13 protein-coding genes are annotated in these 14844 nt (G+C 49.6%); 6 read left to right on the top strand and 7 right to left on the bottom strand.

Annotated features, from left to right (window positions below; all coding sequences use genetic code 11):
* The first annotated feature begins 13 nt into the window (after nt 1-13).
* From Q4E93_RS03350 to Q4E93_RS03330, 5 genes are all read left to right on the top strand, one after another.
* Nucleotides 14-559 (top strand): RNA polymerase sigma-70 factor, encoded by a 546-nt coding sequence (locus Q4E93_RS03350; RefSeq protein ID WP_303582677.1) that lies wholly within the window; start codon nt 14-16, stop codon nt 557-559.
* 85 nt (nt 560-644) lie between these two features.
* Nucleotides 645-1208 (top strand): dihydrofolate reductase family protein, encoded by a 564-nt coding sequence (locus tag Q4E93_RS03345; RefSeq protein ID WP_303582676.1) that lies wholly within the window; start codon nt 645-647, stop codon nt 1206-1208.
* A gap of 27 nt (nt 1209-1235) precedes the next feature.
* Nucleotides 1236-1682 (top strand): helix-turn-helix transcriptional regulator, encoded by a 447-nt coding sequence (locus Q4E93_RS03340; protein ID WP_303582675.1) that lies wholly within the window; start codon nt 1236-1238, stop codon nt 1680-1682.
* 132 nt (nt 1683-1814) lie between these two features.
* Entirely contained in the window at nt 1815-2387 is a 573-nt protein-coding gene (locus Q4E93_RS03335) for a DUF4199 domain-containing protein (RefSeq protein WP_303582674.1), read from the top strand.
* Nucleotides 2388-2456: 69 nt separating this feature from the next.
* Nucleotides 2457-2834, top strand: coding sequence for a VOC family protein (locus Q4E93_RS03330; RefSeq protein WP_303582673.1), 378 nt, complete (start codon nt 2457-2459; stop codon nt 2832-2834).
* Between the two features lie 12 nt (nt 2835-2846).
* Here Q4E93_RS03330 and Q4E93_RS03325 read toward each other — a convergent pair whose 3' ends face one another.
* From Q4E93_RS03325 to Q4E93_RS03315, 3 genes are read right to left on the bottom strand one after another with little or no spacing between them, the layout of a single operon-like run.
* Entirely contained in the window at nt 2847-4583 is a 1737-nt protein-coding gene (locus Q4E93_RS03325) for an MOSC and FAD-binding oxidoreductase domain-containing protein (protein WP_303582672.1), read from the bottom strand.
* A gap of 20 nt (nt 4584-4603) precedes the next feature.
* Nucleotides 4604-5587, bottom strand: coding sequence for an L-histidine N(alpha)-methyltransferase (locus Q4E93_RS03320; RefSeq protein ID WP_303582671.1), 984 nt, complete (start codon nt 5585-5587; stop codon nt 4604-4606).
* A gap of 33 nt (nt 5588-5620) precedes the next feature.
* The gene (locus Q4E93_RS03315; protein ID WP_303582670.1) at nt 5621-6316 is read right to left on the bottom strand and encodes a type 1 glutamine amidotransferase domain-containing protein; all 696 of its coding nucleotides are present in this window, start codon (nt 6314-6316) and stop codon (nt 5621-5623) included.
* Nucleotides 6317-6615: 299 nt separating this feature from the next.
* Between Q4E93_RS03315 and Q4E93_RS03310 the strand changes: the two genes are divergently transcribed.
* On the top strand, nt 6616-7710 hold the full coding sequence (locus Q4E93_RS03310) for a fatty acid desaturase family protein (RefSeq protein WP_303582669.1): 1095 nt from the start codon (nt 6616-6618) through the stop codon (nt 7708-7710).
* Nucleotides 7711-7767: 57 nt separating this feature from the next.
* On the opposite strand, the gene Q4E93_RS03305 is transcribed toward Q4E93_RS03310, so the two are convergent.
* From Q4E93_RS03305 to Q4E93_RS03290, 4 genes are all read right to left on the bottom strand, one after another.
* Entirely contained in the window at nt 7768-9006 is a 1239-nt protein-coding gene (locus tag Q4E93_RS03305) for a PQQ-dependent sugar dehydrogenase (protein WP_303582668.1), read from the bottom strand.
* An 88-nt stretch (nt 9007-9094) separates the two neighbouring features.
* Nucleotides 9095-11383, bottom strand: a complete 2289-nt coding sequence (locus tag Q4E93_RS03300; RefSeq protein WP_303582667.1) for a family 20 glycosylhydrolase — start codon at nt 11381-11383, stop codon at nt 9095-9097.
* 9 nt (nt 11384-11392) lie between these two features.
* On the bottom strand, nt 11393-13276 hold the full coding sequence (locus Q4E93_RS03295) for an alpha-L-rhamnosidase-related protein (protein ID WP_303582666.1): 1884 nt from the start codon (nt 13274-13276) through the stop codon (nt 11393-11395).
* A gap of 1 nt (nt 13277) precedes the next feature.
* Complete coding sequence (locus Q4E93_RS03290; RefSeq protein ID WP_303582665.1) at nt 13278-14822, bottom strand: RagB/SusD family nutrient uptake outer membrane protein; 1545 nt, start codon at nt 14820-14822, stop codon at nt 13278-13280.
* Nucleotides 14823-14844: the final 22 nt, after the last annotated feature.

The following is a 14844-nucleotide window of genomic DNA, read 5'->3' as shown; positions in this document are numbered from 1 at the left end:
TAACAGCCAACACATGCCTGTATATGATTGTGTGCAAGACCAGGAATTGGTTCGCCTGGTTAAAGAAAGTGATGAGCATGCCTTCAAGGCGCTATATGACCGATATTTCGGGCTTCTCCATATCCACTCCTTTCAACGTTTAAAGGACAAGGACGAAGCAAAGGACCTTGTTCAAGATATATTCCTACGCCTTTGGGAGCAAAGACAAACGGTTCCCCTCTGTTCGAACTTCTCAGGTTATCTCTACACCTGCGCAAAGAATCGTGTATTAAATCTGCTGGCCCACAAAGCTGTGCAGCAAAAATATATTTTGTCAATTGAGGAGACTGCTAATTCCGAGGCAATTACTGATCACCGTGTGCGTGAACTCCAGCTTGCGGTGATTATTGAAAAACAAATTACCCTGCTACCTCCAAAAATGCGAAGGGTTTTCGAAATGAGCCGCGGATCAAATATGACCTATGCGGAGATAGCGCAACGCCTGAATTTAAGCAAGCAGTCAGTCAGAAGTCATGTGAAAGGCGCTTTGCGTCAGTTGAAAGCCAAAATCGGAGCATAGTGTAAGACGCAATTGCCCCTTTTGAATGTCATTTTCGCCCCCCGTCTGATCAAACTACGTTCGCTAGCTTTACAAAAAAAAGATCATGCGAAAAATTATCGTTACCGAATTCATCACTCTCGATGGTGTTATCGAAGCGCCCGGCGGCAATGAAACCTCTCATCCTCATGGGGGATGGCAGTTTAAATACAGCTCTCCGGAAACCGGCAAATACAAGGTTGATGAGCTTGCCAGCGTGGACACCTTGCTGTTGGGAAAAATCACGTACGAAAAGTTTGCTGCCTACTGGCCTAACCAGACCGGGGGCGGGTTTGCCGACCCCATTAACCGGATGCCGAAATATGTCGTATCCCGAAGCCTGCAAAAGACGGAATGGAATAACAGCCATATCCTTCGCGACGTGGCGGGAGACGTCGCGGCGCTGAAGAAGTCCGATGGTGGTGATATCCTTGTCTATGGGAGCGCCACCCTCGTCAAGGCCCTGCTTCACCACGACCTCATCGATGAATTGCGGTTGATGGTATTTCCCCTCTCGATTGGCGGCGGGTTGAGGCTTTTCGATGACAATCTGGAATTAAAGAAATTCGAGCTCAAACACTCGCGCGCGGCCGACAACGGCGTTCTTATTCTCGAATACCGGTGTTCTTAGGATTTTCCTTAGTATTTTTAATGAGAAATGAGCCGGAATATCATTATATATGGGTTTGCCCTCGCGGTGCTCCTGATCCTGATGAAATGGCTGGAATGGCGATTTATCATTTTTGACCATGCCATCGAGGTGTACAGTGGCGCGTTGGCCCTTGTTTTTACGGGGCTGGGTATCTGGCTGGCGGTGAAGCTGGCCAGGCCAAAGGTGCAGACGGTGGTGATCGTGCAACCTGCACCTGAAGCGCCGCAGCAGGAGATCGATGAAAAGGAGATGGCCCGGTTAGGGTTGAGCGGCCGGGAACAGGAGGTACTGCAGCTGATGGCGGAAGGGCTGAGCAACCAGGAAATTGCCGATCGGCTTTTTGTGTCGCTCAATACAGTCAAAACGCATTGTTCCCGGATATTTGAAAAGCTGGATGTAAGGCGGCGAACGCAGGCGATAGAAAAGTCGAAGAGGCTGAGGCTGATACGGTGATTGCGGCGTCCCCTGACGGGCATCGACGTCATTCCAAAGCATGAAAATGAGCGAAAAGGGCAAAATCACCCGAAAGTATGAAAGCTATGTTATTGAAATAGCCCAATTTAGGGGGACTAAATCATTGAACGTATGAAAAAGAACATCCTCATTTTTGGGCTGGTCTCGGGAGTCATCCTTGCGGCCTTTGTCGCCTCCATCGGCTTTCTCTCCAAAGCCTTTCACGGGCATATAGATAACGAGGTAGTCGGGTACAGCGCGATGATCATTGCCTTCTCATTTATTTTTGTCGGGACCAGAAATTTTCGGGATAAGTATAATCAGGGCATGGTCAGCTTTGGCAAGGCATTCCTGGTCGGGCTGGGTATTTCGCTGATCGGGTCGACCTTATATGTGGGGGCCTGGCTGATCGAGTTCTATTGCTTTATGCCCGATTATATGGACAAGTATTCGGCTGCCCTGATCCAGAAAGCGCAGCATAGCGGCCTGTCGCCCGAGGCGTTGCAAAAAAGGATGGATTCCATCAACAGTATGAGCAGGATGTATAAGAATCCCATCATGGTGGTGCTTTTTACCTATATGGAGGTATTGCCCGTGGGGATCGTGATATCGCTGATCACGGCGTTAATTCTAAAGCGGCGGAAGCCTCGTACGGGTGCGACCGGAAGTGTAGGGGAATATCAAACACTCGTCTCGCGCAATTGAGCATGGGGGTTATCTCCTTTGTTACTTTGACAACAATAATATATCTTACTAACTGACAAATATACATTTATGCAAAAAATTACCGGCGTTGGCGGTGTCTTTTTCAAAGCACGCAACCCCCAGCAGCTGATGGAATGGTACGGCCAGCATCTGGGACTCCAATTTCAGCATGGCTATATACAGTTCAAATGGGCCGATGATAAGCCCACGGGCAGTACGTCTGTTGCTATCTTTAAAGAAGACTCCGACTATTTTAACCCGGGCGAACAGTCCTATATGATCAATTTCAGGGTCGCCGATCTGCGGGCCTTGCTTGCGGAGCTCCGGGAAAATGGCGTAACCATTGCCGGCGACATGCAGGAATATGACTACGGTCGATTTGGCTGGATCATCGATCCGGAAGGTAATAAAATCGAACTATGGGAGCCAATTGAAAATGATGATTGACCGTCATAAAAGTCAAAGGTCCAGCTGAACATCAGCGCGGGGGACCGAACAGCAGATGAGCACATTGCCGGCCGTTGGCTGGTCGAGGGGAGCGGAGATATAGTTTACTTCACCGGAAAAAAGGGTCGTTTCGCATCTATGACATACACCTACCCGGCAGGACCAGCTCACCGGGACATCACAAGCCTCTGCAGCTTCCAGCAGGGAGGTGAACCGCGGATGCCATTTGAAGCTGATGCCGCTTTTGGCGAAAGCGACCACCGGACCTTCCCCAGGGCTACCTTCGGGGACATGCGGCGGCTTCTTTCCGTCAATGGACAGATTAAGGTTGCCAAAAGCTTCCTGTTTAATCGCAGACGCTGGTAGCCCGAGCGATTTTAAGGCGGCGCTGATTTCCATCATGAAGGTGGGGGGACCGCATAAATAGTAATCGCCATCACCAGGCAGATCGAGCTGTTTTAGTTTCTCCGGCGTCAGCCGGTCGCTTGCTTCAAAATCCAACCCGAGGATATCTCCCGCCTGTGGCCGTGTAAAGGATGTGTGCCCGTGATATTTAACGATATTACCGGAAATTCGTCCTACTTCATCCCGGAAAGGATAGTGTCCTTTGTCCTGCGTCGTATAGATCCACCAGACTTCTCTTTGATCCCCGTCAGCGGCTGCCGCATACAGCATGGCGAGCAAGGGCGTGATGCCGATGCCTGCTCCCAGCAGGATCAGGGGACGAGCGTTTTGTGCAAGTGTGAAATCGCCTCTGGGCGCGGATATCTCCAGGCGATCTCCCACCCCGAGATGGTGGAACAGATAGTCGCTGCCCACGCCATTGAGTTCTGCTTTTACGCCTATGCGATAGTATGTTTCGTTCACCGGTCCGCAAATAGAGTACATCCGGATCAGCGGCGCGCCGCCAAGGCCCGGAATTTTAACGACGATGTGCTGACCTGCGACGAATTCCGGCAGGCGGCGACCATCCATGGGAGATAATTCAAACGAATGCACTCCTTCACTTTCGACAACGATCCTGGTGACAATGAAGGGCACGAAGCCTTGCCAGGCGGCAAGCATGGCGGACGGCGCCAGACCGGCATTTCCCGATGCCGATCCCGAGACAGCAGCCTGGTACAATGCCTGGAAGGAGCTTCGCCAGCCTGCGCTCAATGCTTCAATGTCCAGTACTTGCCGGAGACGATCGCGGGGATGAGCGTTGCTGTATAACAATCCATCAACCTCGGCTATGGTCATTCCGCCCTTGCCATTGAAAAGCTTTTTGATCTCATCGCCGGCTTCCATGTCACCTTCGCAGATCACCCGGCAGTAAAAACCCGGGCGTTTGTGGCTGACGAGCAGCGCCGGCATTTCCGGAACACCCGTGCTAAGGGCTACCTTATAACAGGTGACGCGTGGTTGAGTGACTTCAAGGATCACCGTTCCAATCTGAAACCGATCTCCAATACAAACCTCGCTGTCAGGCAAACCCTCAACCGTCAAATTCTCACCAAACTGCCCGTAGTGCAGATTTTCAAGCCCCAGCTCCTTTTTCCAATAGTCGTATGAATCCTTTTGATAGACAAATATCGCTCGATGCTCACCGCCATGCGCTTGCAGGTCAGCCTGGCCGTCTCCCCCAATGTTTAATTTTCCGACATGCCGTCTGCCTTCGACGGGTGTTTTAAAGATCGAGGTAGTTATTTTCCGGCCATGCCAGTCGACTTCCTTCGGCAGTGATACGTTTATAGAAATTACTTTCATAGCATCAAATATATTGATAACTAAACGGCGCTCCAAAGTGCGTCGACGAACCATCCGCGGTCATCATAAAATCGCTGCACTGTCCTGAAAGACGACTCGCCGGCCAGACGATCTACCTGGTCAATCGTGTACTTCTGGGAGATCTCCATGAAAATTTCCTCATTGCGCACAAACCGGATGTGTTGCACATCTCCGTTACACCACAGAGTAACTTGCTGGTCTGCAAGGCTAATGAGGTAACTTTTGCAAGCGCCCGAGGGCGGATCATACACCGGGAAATGATGAAATTGCCCGATGTCGAAATCCCCATTCAGCTCGCGGTTGATCCGCTTCAGAAGATTGAGGTTAAATCTTTTCGTAATCCCTGTCTTATCATTATACGCAGCGAGTATGATATCGGGGCATTTTTTTAAGTCCAGGCCGATGAGGACCAGGTCTCCGGGCCTCAAGTGGCAGCGGAGCTTTCGACAAAATGCGCGAGCCTCTGCAGGAGCCAGGTTTCCCAGGTTCGATCCCAGGAACAACACTACTTTTCTTTTGCCGGAAACCTTTGCCGCCTCTGAGATCATGGGCAAATATTCTCCATTGAGTCCCCTTACGTTTAATCCTGCTATTTTCAAAGGAAGCTGTGTCTGTATGTAGTTGATGATGTTTGACGAAATATCTATCGGGATATAGGTAAAGCTGCCTCCGGTGCGAACCAGGTATCGCAACAGATAAGCCGACTTTTTGCAGTCGCCTGCCCCGAGCTCTATCAGGTCAAACGGGCTGCCGGGCTGCATAATCGCGGCTGCAAGCCCGGCCGTTTGCTTCCGGAAGATCTCCAGTTCGCAGGCAGATAGATAATATTCTTCACAGTTCATGATCTCCTGGAATATCTCATCGCCCGCCGTGTCATAAAAATATTTGGCCGGCAGGTATTTGGGTGTTGCCGTCAATCCCTGAAATATCTCCGTTGCAAATTGCGCCGATCGCACGTCCTCCATTATAGCTTTCGTTGTCATATTGTCTTCTTTATGCGTTCCACAGCATCTGCCCTATTTCATCCGCTCGAAAAGGTCCATTACTGTCTGGGCCGCCAGCACAGATGAGGCAGGGTTCTGCCCGGTGACCAGCTTGCCGTCACGCACGACAAATGGCAGCCAGTTCTCCCCCTTCAGATAGTTGGCGCCCCTGCCGCGCAGCATGTCCTCCAGCAGGAAGGGCACGATCCAGGTCAGCTCCGCCTCCGACTCTTCTCCATTGGTGAAAGCCGTCACGCGTTTGCCCCGGATCAGCCAGTCTCCATCTACGCCCTTTACATTTTTCAATGCCACCGGCGAATGGCACATCAACGTCATCACTTTTCCCGCACGGTTAAAACTTTCAAGCAGCCGGATCGAGCCCTCATCGTCTGGCAAATCCCACATCGGTCCATGACCGCCGGGATAAAATACGGTGTCATAGTCCTTCTCGTTAACCGCCTTGATGGCGACAGTATTGGCCAGGCGTTTGATTGTCTCCGGATCATTGTAGTAGCGAACGGTCGCTGGTGTCTGGTTCTCCGGCTCATTGCTCTTTGGATCGATCGGGGCCTGCCCGCCCTTCGGGGAAGCAATGGTGATCTGCTTGCCTGCATCGAGGAAGTAATAATAGGGCGCCGCAAATTCTTCGATCCAAATGCCTGTCTTTTTACCAGTGTCGCCCATCTTGTCGTGGGAGGTTACTACGAATAAAATTTTCTTGAATTCCATCGTTGTTGATTTTCTTTGTGAAAGAATAGAACCACACAAAGGTCTTTCCTTTTAAAGGTCCCGACGTTATACGGAATATCGGTTCGCATGTAAAGATTATGGTAAAGTTCAATAAAGCATTTAAGCGCCGTGTTTTTGAAAGATTTGACGGATTAGAATAACCCCTGTTTGTCTTCGTCACCCCATGTACCATGATCAAAATCAAGTCCGGCACTGACCGCCATCAAAAAGAGGATATGGCAGAGAAGCTATTTTCGACAAAAATTGGATCCCTTCGTTCATCACAGCAAGCCAATTGTATGAAAACGATAAAATTCACCAGTGACGAAGCATGGCAGAAAAAATTCGCTGCCGCAGTTCGAAACAATGTAAACAATTACTTTAAGGAAAAAGGCATCTCCACCAAGGGGAATGTTACACTGGTGACACAAACGATCGCTATGTTGTCACTATATATCGTTCCGTTTGTACTGTTGCTGACAATACCCATGAGTATATGGGCCGCCATTTTATGGGTGATCACCATGGGAATAGGGATGGCCGGAATAGGCATGTGTGTCATGCATGACGCCGTACATGGTTCTTACTCCACCAAAGAGTGGGTGAATAAAATTATGGGCGGAACCATGTACCTGCTGGGAAGCGACGTATTTACCTGGAAAGTGCAACATAACATGATGCATCATGCATACACCAATATTGACGGATACGATGAAGACATAGCGGGGAAAGGCCCTATCCGGCTTTCTCAATATGCGCCCCTGAAAAAGATCCATCGTTACCAGTATATTCATGCCTTCTTCTTTTACGGGCTTATGACCATCGCGAAATTAATTAATGATTTCACGCAGCTCGCCGATTACAACAAGGAAGGGATCACCGGCAAATATCATGTAAGCCCTGCAAGAGAATATTCCAAGATGGTGCTGGCAAAGATCATCTATCTGTTCGCTTTCATCGGGCTACCTATTATATATACTGAATATGCCTGGTGGCAGGTCCTTCTCGGGTTTTTCATCATGCACTGGACCGCCGGATGCATACTCAGCACTATTTTTCAAATGGCACACGTGGTGGAAGGAGCCCAACAGTTCAAGGCAGATGAAAATGGCATCATTCATGCCGACTGGGCTGTCCATGAGCTTCGGACAACGGCGGATTTCGCAAGAAATAATCTCTTCCTGAATTGGTATATAGGAGGATTGAATTTTCAGATCGAGCATCATCTCTTTCCAAATATCTGTCACGTGCATTACCGGAAAATTGCGCCTATTGTAGAGAAAACGGCCAGGGAATTCAATGTCTATTATAATTCGAAACCATCCTTTCTTGCAGCATTGCGTTCGCATATCCGAAGACTACAGCAGTTGGGGCATCAGGCCGGCCGGAAGTGACAGGTCCGTTCTTCACCAATAACAGCAACAGCAAACAATATTCCCGGGTTTGAAGTTCTACCGTTTGGCACCAGGTTCGACCTTGTATATGTCACCGTCATCGGTAATTGCGTAGAGTACATTATTCGAATAAGCTACGTCACGAAATCGCTGCTTTTTGTCTGTGAGCAGCCTCTCTTCTCCTACTATCCTGTTGTTCCTGATCATAAGGCGATCCACATGCTGCCCGCTGAGGCAAGCAACAAACAAATTATTCTTCCATTCGGGAATGGCGGTTCCTTTATAAAAACAGATGCCGCTTGGAGATACGACGGGATCCCAATAATAGACCGGCTGTTCCATTCCTGCCTTTTGCTGAATGCCTTCGCCCACCTTGTCGTTGGAGTATTCAAGGCCATACGTGATCACCGGCCAGCCATAGTTCTTACCGGGGCGGATAAGATTTATTTCGTCACCCCCATGCGGCCCGAATTCGGCTTCCCACAATTCACCGGTCGCCGGGTTAATGTCCAATCCTTCCGGATTGCGGTGGCCGCAAGAAATTATTTCGGGTTTCGCGTTCGACCGGCTGGCAAAGGGATTGCCCGCGGCCGCCTTACCTGCTGTCGTTATCCTTATGATCTTCCCCAGATAGGAATTCAAGTCCTGCGCCTGCACGCGGACATCAGGGGAGAATTTTTCACCTATGCTGACGAAAAGATCGCCATTGTTGTCAAAGACCAGCCGGGATCCGAATTGTAAATTACTCTTTGTCGCAGGTGTTGCCCGGAAGATCACCGTAATATCGTCCACCTTACCTGCCTGCTCATTCAACTTCCCTTTGGCAACGGCAGTCAAACTTCCCGACTGATATCTTTCCGAATAACTCCAATAGATGATCTTATTGCTGGTGAAATCCGGATCAAAAGCTACATCCAGTAGTCCACCCTGGCCAGCGTACACTACCTCCGGCAACCCAGTGATCTTTTTGGCCAGCCGGCCGTCCTTATCATGAATCTCCATTGTGCCAGATTTGAGGGTCACCATTAGCCTGCCATCGGGCATAGCCGCAATGGCGAACGGATCGCCCAGCTTACTGGCAATCTTCTCCACTTTGTAAGGAGTGTTTGTTTTGGCGCCTGCAACCCTGGTTTGCCCTGCAAAGGCGGGCTTGTAGTTGGCAAATCCCGGTTTTGTTTCGACAGGAGGCAAACTGTCTTTGCCAATACGGTCTTGTCCCATCCCGCATTTTGCGTTTACCGCGAGATAGCTAAACAATAGCAACCCCATGAACAAAAATGAGCTCTTTCTTTGCATAAAATATATTTTCTTATGAGCAAGTGATTACCTACCATGAAAATACAAAATCCTGCATTTAATCAGGACAAATACAATGAACGGTAACCTAATGAAAAAGCTGACCGGGCGTGAACCTATGCCTTTCACCATCTGAGGTCTGGTAATAAAGAGGAATAACGGCACTTCCATCGGAAGCATAATCCAATCTGAACCTATGAAGCCCCTTTTTTAAAGGGACAGAGCCGATGCTCACCATACGCGAAAAATGGCTGAGATCGGCGATGACGCATCGACCGTCGATAAAGAATTTATTATCATCCCGGCCTGGCAGGAAAAAGCAGTACACATCATCCACCGGTGTATTAACATAACCGTGACAAACGATCGTGGAATTCTTCAGGTCCCTTCTCAGGGAATCCAGACGAAAATCCGCCAAAACGCCCTCCGATGTGACAAGATGCGACAAGCTTGTGTCTAGCGGATCGGAAGAAAAGGTGTAATAACGAAGACCGCTGTTCAAGCCCGGACTGTCGACAGCTGGAAATGGGTCATAATTATACATTACCGTTCGGGTTGGTACGCTTCGCTTGCCTGTCTGGCTAATGACCACCGTTTGTAATTCCCGTCGTTCGTCCCTGGGGATCAAAATAACCAGGGGCTTATTAAATTCCCTGTCATTTTCCGTAGGCATACGCCCATTCAGCGTATAATAGGTTTTTGCCTTCGGCAGGAGACATTTGTTCTCCAGTATGAATTTATGGCCTATCATTACTGTATCGGTCTCATTAAAAGCCGTAGGCACCCGGAAATTATATCCTTTATTTTCCAGCCAGGCAAGATGTTTCGGAACGCTGACGGCCAGAAAGGTTGTTTTATTTTTATTTTCCGGCAATGTCCAGGCAACTTCGGCTAACCCAAAGATCCTTGGAATGATCATGTAATACAATTTGTTCATGGTAGGCACATGCTCTGTCCAAAGGCTACCCTGAACGCCCATCACGAGTTGCTTTTCATCAGCTGTGAGTGATTCGGGCGCCGGATCAATGCTATAAGTTTTTTCCAGGGAGGAAACATAGGGTCCATGGTAAAATGGTTCCAGCCCTGAATTACTCTGCGGATAGTCGAAGTACAATCCTTCAATTCCCGGGGTCATGATCACCTTGTGATTGAGTTTGACGATCCTGCTTTCTTCCTTTGAGCCAAACCGGCACATTACGGTGGCCGTCTGCGCCAGTCCACCTTCTGCAATTTCGTCCCAGCCGACAAGGCTACGCCCTTTCGTAAGGAGGATCTTTTCTATCCGCCGTATAAAATAACTCTGGAGCTCGTGCACGTCTTTCAGGTTCTGGTCCTTCATCAATCGCTGGCAAAAGAGCGACTCTTCCCATGGCTTTTTGTTGGCTTCGTCTCCGCCGATGTGAATATATTTACCGGGGAAAAGCGCCGCCACTTCTGTCAATACGTCTTCCAGGAACTGAAAGGTCTGTTCAGAAGGGCTGTAGATGATATTATTCGCGGTGATGTTGGAGGAGCCGGCCGGCAACACACATTTAAATTCGGGATATGCCCGCAAAGCAGCCGCGGAATGTGCCGGGACCTCTATTTCAGGAATAATAGTGATACCCCGTTCCGTCGCATACCGGATCACTTCCCGTACCTGGCCCTGCGTGTAATAGCCTCCTGTGCTGATACTGTCCGGCAAATCCCTGTCACCGTCCAGCACCGTATTGACATTATACGCTCCTACCGAGGTGAGCTTAGGATATTTTTTAATCTCCAGGCGCCAGCCCTGGTCATCTGTCAAATGCCAGTGAAAGGTATTCAGTTTGTAACGTGCCATGAGGTCCAGCACCTGCCTGACCTGGTCAACGGTGAAAAAATGACGGGCAACGTCCAGCATTAATCCCCTGTAGGCAAACCTTGGGAAATCGTCGATGTCCAAACAGGGTATTGAACAAGCGCCTTTATCCTGTTGCGATAAAAGCTGCAGCAGGGTTTGCACGCCATAAAAGACGCCGGCCCCATTGCCTGTCAGGGTTATCCTTCGGGGGGATATTTTCAGGTGATAGCCCTCGCTGACGACAAGAGGATCACTTTTTGTTATGATAGTTACAACGGTCGTATCCTTTCCATAGGATCCATGCAGAGCTTTGACCAGCTTATTGTCGAGGTGGCAATTCTCCGAGAGGTAGGAACGAAACAATTTTACGGCCATACAACCGGCGCTGTCCGAATACAGGATCGTTTTTCTGTTAAGGACAAAGTCGCCACCGGTGACTTTTATGTGCTGAGGAGCGGGTATGATCCCACCTTTGTATCCGGTCTGTTGGGAATGAGTGGACGTAGCTAAAAAAAGATTAAAAACAATTGACAGATATACGTGTAAATGTTTCATTTTTCTGAATTATCGTTGCCAGTCGTATACGGCCAGCATGGGCAAATAACTGTCTACCAGGAATCCTTCGTATCCCCAGCACTGGCCATCCCAGGTCTTCCAGTCTTTGGTATAGTTGCTGCCATCGCAGTGGCCGTCAAATCCATTTTCTTTATACGCTTCCATCATTGGAAGGAAGATGTCGTCTGCCTCCTTACGTAAACCAAGCTCATAAAGTGCTTTGATGGTGAAATAGGCATAACAACCAGTGGCACCTCCATTCTCATAGATCTGAAAAGCGTCGGATCCGTCGGGTTTATCGCCATGTCCCCAGTGTTTTTCATGCGCCACATAGTCGGCAGGTGGAACAGGTATTAAGTTCCCCGGAAGGCCCATTTTAAAATTGGAGAATCCGACTTCCTTCATTTTTTGTACGATCCTTTGCATAACCTGTCTGCCCTGTTCAGGCGTTAACAAGCCGTAACAGACGGCGACCCCATTTACAAACGTGAAATAATAGTCATGCAACTGCCCATCCGCGCTGCGCCAACCGGCCAATACACCGGTGTCGGCATTATAGAAATGGTTGAAATAACCGGCTTTTAGTTTTTCTGCAAAGGCTGTAAGCTCATTTTGATCGCTCGTTTCACCCAGCAAGGCTGCGACTTCGGCCAATAATCCGGCGGCCCGGTAAGCGAGGGCATTTGAATACGCGTCATCGTGACCAAAACCAATGGCATCCCACCAGTTCGCGGGCCTTTGAAAAGGCTTTTGATCCCAGCTCCCTGTGTTACCCGAATGGCCATATTCTATGATCCCATCGCCGTTGGTATCCGTCTGGATCATTTTGGCTGCCCAACTCTTAATGCCTGCATAGTTTTTACGGGCCCAGGTCTTGTCCTTTGTATCGAGTATATAATAACAGGCCGATATGATCAAAGAAGGGGCGCTGTCGGTGGAATCGAATTTACTTAACCATCCATATTGGTTGTTGTAATAATATCCCACCTGGCCATACCCTTTATATCCTCCCAGATAAACATCCAGCGAAGACCTGATGAGATCCAGTGCAGAGAAGTCACTGGTCAGTTTGGGCGTACGGCGGGCCATTTCCGCATACAGGAACAGGGTGAATGCGCAAGGATCACTGGCGCTGTTATTGGCCAATACTTTCTCCCTCGGATTTAATTGAAAGATATTAATGAAATTCCGACGCAGGCCGTCCAACCTTGCATCTCCCCGGATATCTTTCAGGTCGGGAAAGACAGCTACTGCTTCGAGCGTGTAGGTGATCGAAGGGGTCTTCGCATCAGCGGCCTGAAATTCGGCTTTTACAAAGGGAGTGCCTTTGTCGCCTTTAGCTTTGAAGCGATAGGCATCATATCCCAACGTTACTTCGGATCGATCACAATGCATGCGGAAGGTGCCTCTACCGGGCAGGTGGAAAAGACAGGGAAAGCCAATCTTTTTTTCAGGGGTCAGCAGGCCCAGCACGGTGGCATGGTTGAGCTTCTGTGCTATGGCAATGACGAAGGGGTCCATTGCGGGCGCCCCCTCCGTATATTGCGTACGGATAGTTATGGTTTTTTCATCGCATTTCATTTCCCATGCCGGCTTGTTTTGAAACCCTTTCAGGAACCAGGAAATCCTGTTGCGCCCAACCTTGTTCGTAAAGGCATTTGCCCCTGATTTGTCTGGTACTGGCAGCAATGGGCTACCGTAAAACTGTGATCCTCCCAGGCTGTCGACGTCAAATTCCAGCAGTTGGGGATAGGCGCGATCCAGGGTCAGTCTGAGGTATTTAGACGAATAGGTAAAGGGGTCGTCCGGCGATGTCTCCCAAAATCCGGCGCCCTTGTAAATCAGGAGGCCTGACAGGAACGACTTTTTGATGAAGTTTCTTCTGGTAGCCATATCAGTAACCATGATTCTGTTTGATCAAAGGGTTAAGCTGGATCTCCGAGGCGGGGATGGGAAACAATAAATGATCCTCATCGATCTTGCTGTAGGCATTCGAAGGCACCCTGGGATCTTGTTTGATGAGGGCTGCAAATGCGGTCATTACCGGGATGGTCTGGCCTGTTCTCAACAGGTCTGTCCATCTTTTATTCTCCAGGGCTAATTCGATACGGCGCTCGTGGGCTATAACGGCCCGCAATGCAGTCTGGTCCGTCTCGACGGACGCTGGCAGCCCCGCACGTGACCTGACCTGGTTCAGATAAGGCAGCGCATCAGCGGGCTTGCCTTGTTCGTTAAGGCTTTCGGCCAGCATGAGCAGCGCATCCGAATAACGGTAGATGGGCCAGTTATCATCCGTTTGGCCCGGCGTAGCGCTGGGATGCAGGTATTTCTTCGCAAATCTTCTGCCCACTTTTCCCGGCGGCGCCGTATACCCGACGATGCTTTTAAGGCTTTCTGCAACAAAATTACCGTTTGCATCCGTATGCCCTTCGATCATGCCCACGGTGGCGTCCAGGCGGGCATCCCCCGGCTCATAAGCGTTGATGAGGTCCAGCGTGGGCACGTTCTGGCCGCCGGAAGCGCTCAGCGTATTCGTGTTAGTCCCCGTGACAACCGTAGTGCTGGCCATGGGAGGGATAAAGTCATAAATGAAATAGCTGTATTGCCCATTGGCGGTGCCCTGCTGATATTGCACCTCGAAGATGGACTCTGCGCTATTTTTGTTCGTAGTAGAAAAGGCATTCGCATAACTGGCATTCAGGGAGTAACCCAGTTTGGTCACGGCCTCCAGCGCTATCTGCGCCTGGGAATAGTTCTTCTGGACCATGCAGACATTGGCTAGCAGCATCTCAGCGGTGCCGATGGTGACCCTTCCGCTCTGCGGGAAGGTGACCTTTGTGGGCAGCCTGGTAATGGCGTCTTTCAAGTCGGCTATGATGGCGGCATATACATCCGCAACGGAGGCGCGTGTCAGAAATGCCTGCGAAGGGCTGGCCACCGTATGTAAGTTCAATGGCACGCCGCCATAGAACTGGACCAGGTCGAAATAAAAAAAGGCTCTCAGTACTTCGGCTTCGCCTGTAACGTTGTTCCTGGTAAGGCTATCTATGTTCGCAGCTACTATCTTGTCCAGGATCATATTGGCCCTTTCTATACCGGCATAATCGGCCACATATTTGGTCTTGGTGGTGCTGTTGTTGGCGTCATCCACCCAGTCATCGACGTTTTCCCGCTCTAAGATAGCAACGGCACGGTTCTGCATATTAAAATCATACCGGGTATTATCGGAGCGGCTTTCCCCCATCAGCCAGCTGGTGGGCAGCGCCCAATTGCGGAGACAGGGATATACGCCTATCAGCGCTTGTTGAAAATCATCGGCAGTCTTATAAAAGGTACCTGTATTCAATTGTGTCGGCGGGTTGAGCTGTAAAAAGCTCTTCTGGCAGGAAGTCGCGCACAATGAAACTAACAATATGCTGAATAAATATCTATGTTTCATCTTACTTTTTTTTAGCAATAAA

It is taken from the genome of Flavitalea plasmicola (assembly GCF_030546645.1).
Taxonomy (GTDB): Bacteria; Bacteroidota; Bacteroidia; order Chitinophagales; family Chitinophagaceae; genus Puia.
The sequence above is the reverse complement of the archived record's forward strand: the minus strand, read 5'-3'. Positions and strand labels throughout refer to the sequence as shown.

Excerpts from the sequence above, each read along its gene's own strand:
- Q4E93_RS03330 (WP_303582673.1), top strand. The coding sequence starts at position 2,457 with ATGCAAAAAATTACCGGCGTTGGCGGTGTCTTTTTCAAAGCACGCAAC.
- Q4E93_RS03305 (WP_303582668.1), bottom strand. The coding sequence starts at position 9,006 with ATGCAAAGAAAGAGCTCATTTTTGTTCATGGGGTTGCTATTGTTTAGC.
- Q4E93_RS03315 (WP_303582670.1), bottom strand. The coding sequence starts at position 6,316 with ATGGAATTCAAGAAAATTTTATTCGTAGTAACCTCCCACGACAAGATG.
- Q4E93_RS03335 (WP_303582674.1), top strand. The coding sequence starts at position 1,815 with ATGAAAAAGAACATCCTCATTTTTGGGCTGGTCTCGGGAGTCATCCTT.
- Q4E93_RS03295 (WP_303582666.1), bottom strand. The coding sequence starts at position 13,276 with ATGGCTACCAGAAGAAACTTCATCAAAAAGTCGTTCCTGTCAGGCCTC.
- Q4E93_RS03320 (WP_303582671.1), bottom strand. The coding sequence starts at position 5,587 with ATGACAACGAAAGCTATAATGGAGGACGTGCGATCGGCGCAATTTGCA.
- Q4E93_RS03310 (WP_303582669.1), top strand. The coding sequence starts at position 6,616 with ATGAAAACGATAAAATTCACCAGTGACGAAGCATGGCAGAAAAAATTC.
- Q4E93_RS03340 (WP_303582675.1), top strand. The coding sequence starts at position 1,236 with ATGAGCCGGAATATCATTATATATGGGTTTGCCCTCGCGGTGCTCCTG.
- Q4E93_RS03300 (WP_303582667.1), bottom strand. The coding sequence starts at position 11,383 with ATGAAACATTTACACGTATATCTGTCAATTGTTTTTAATCTTTTTTTA.
- Q4E93_RS03290 (WP_303582665.1), bottom strand. The coding sequence starts at position 14,822 with ATGAAACATAGATATTTATTCAGCATATTGTTAGTTTCATTGTGCGCG.
- Q4E93_RS03350 (WP_303582677.1), top strand. The coding sequence starts at position 14 with ATGCCTGTATATGATTGTGTGCAAGACCAGGAATTGGTTCGCCTGGTT.
- Q4E93_RS03325 (WP_303582672.1), bottom strand. The coding sequence starts at position 4,583 with ATGAAAGTAATTTCTATAAACGTATCACTGCCGAAGGAAGTCGACTGG.
- Q4E93_RS03345 (WP_303582676.1), top strand. The coding sequence starts at position 645 with ATGCGAAAAATTATCGTTACCGAATTCATCACTCTCGATGGTGTTATC.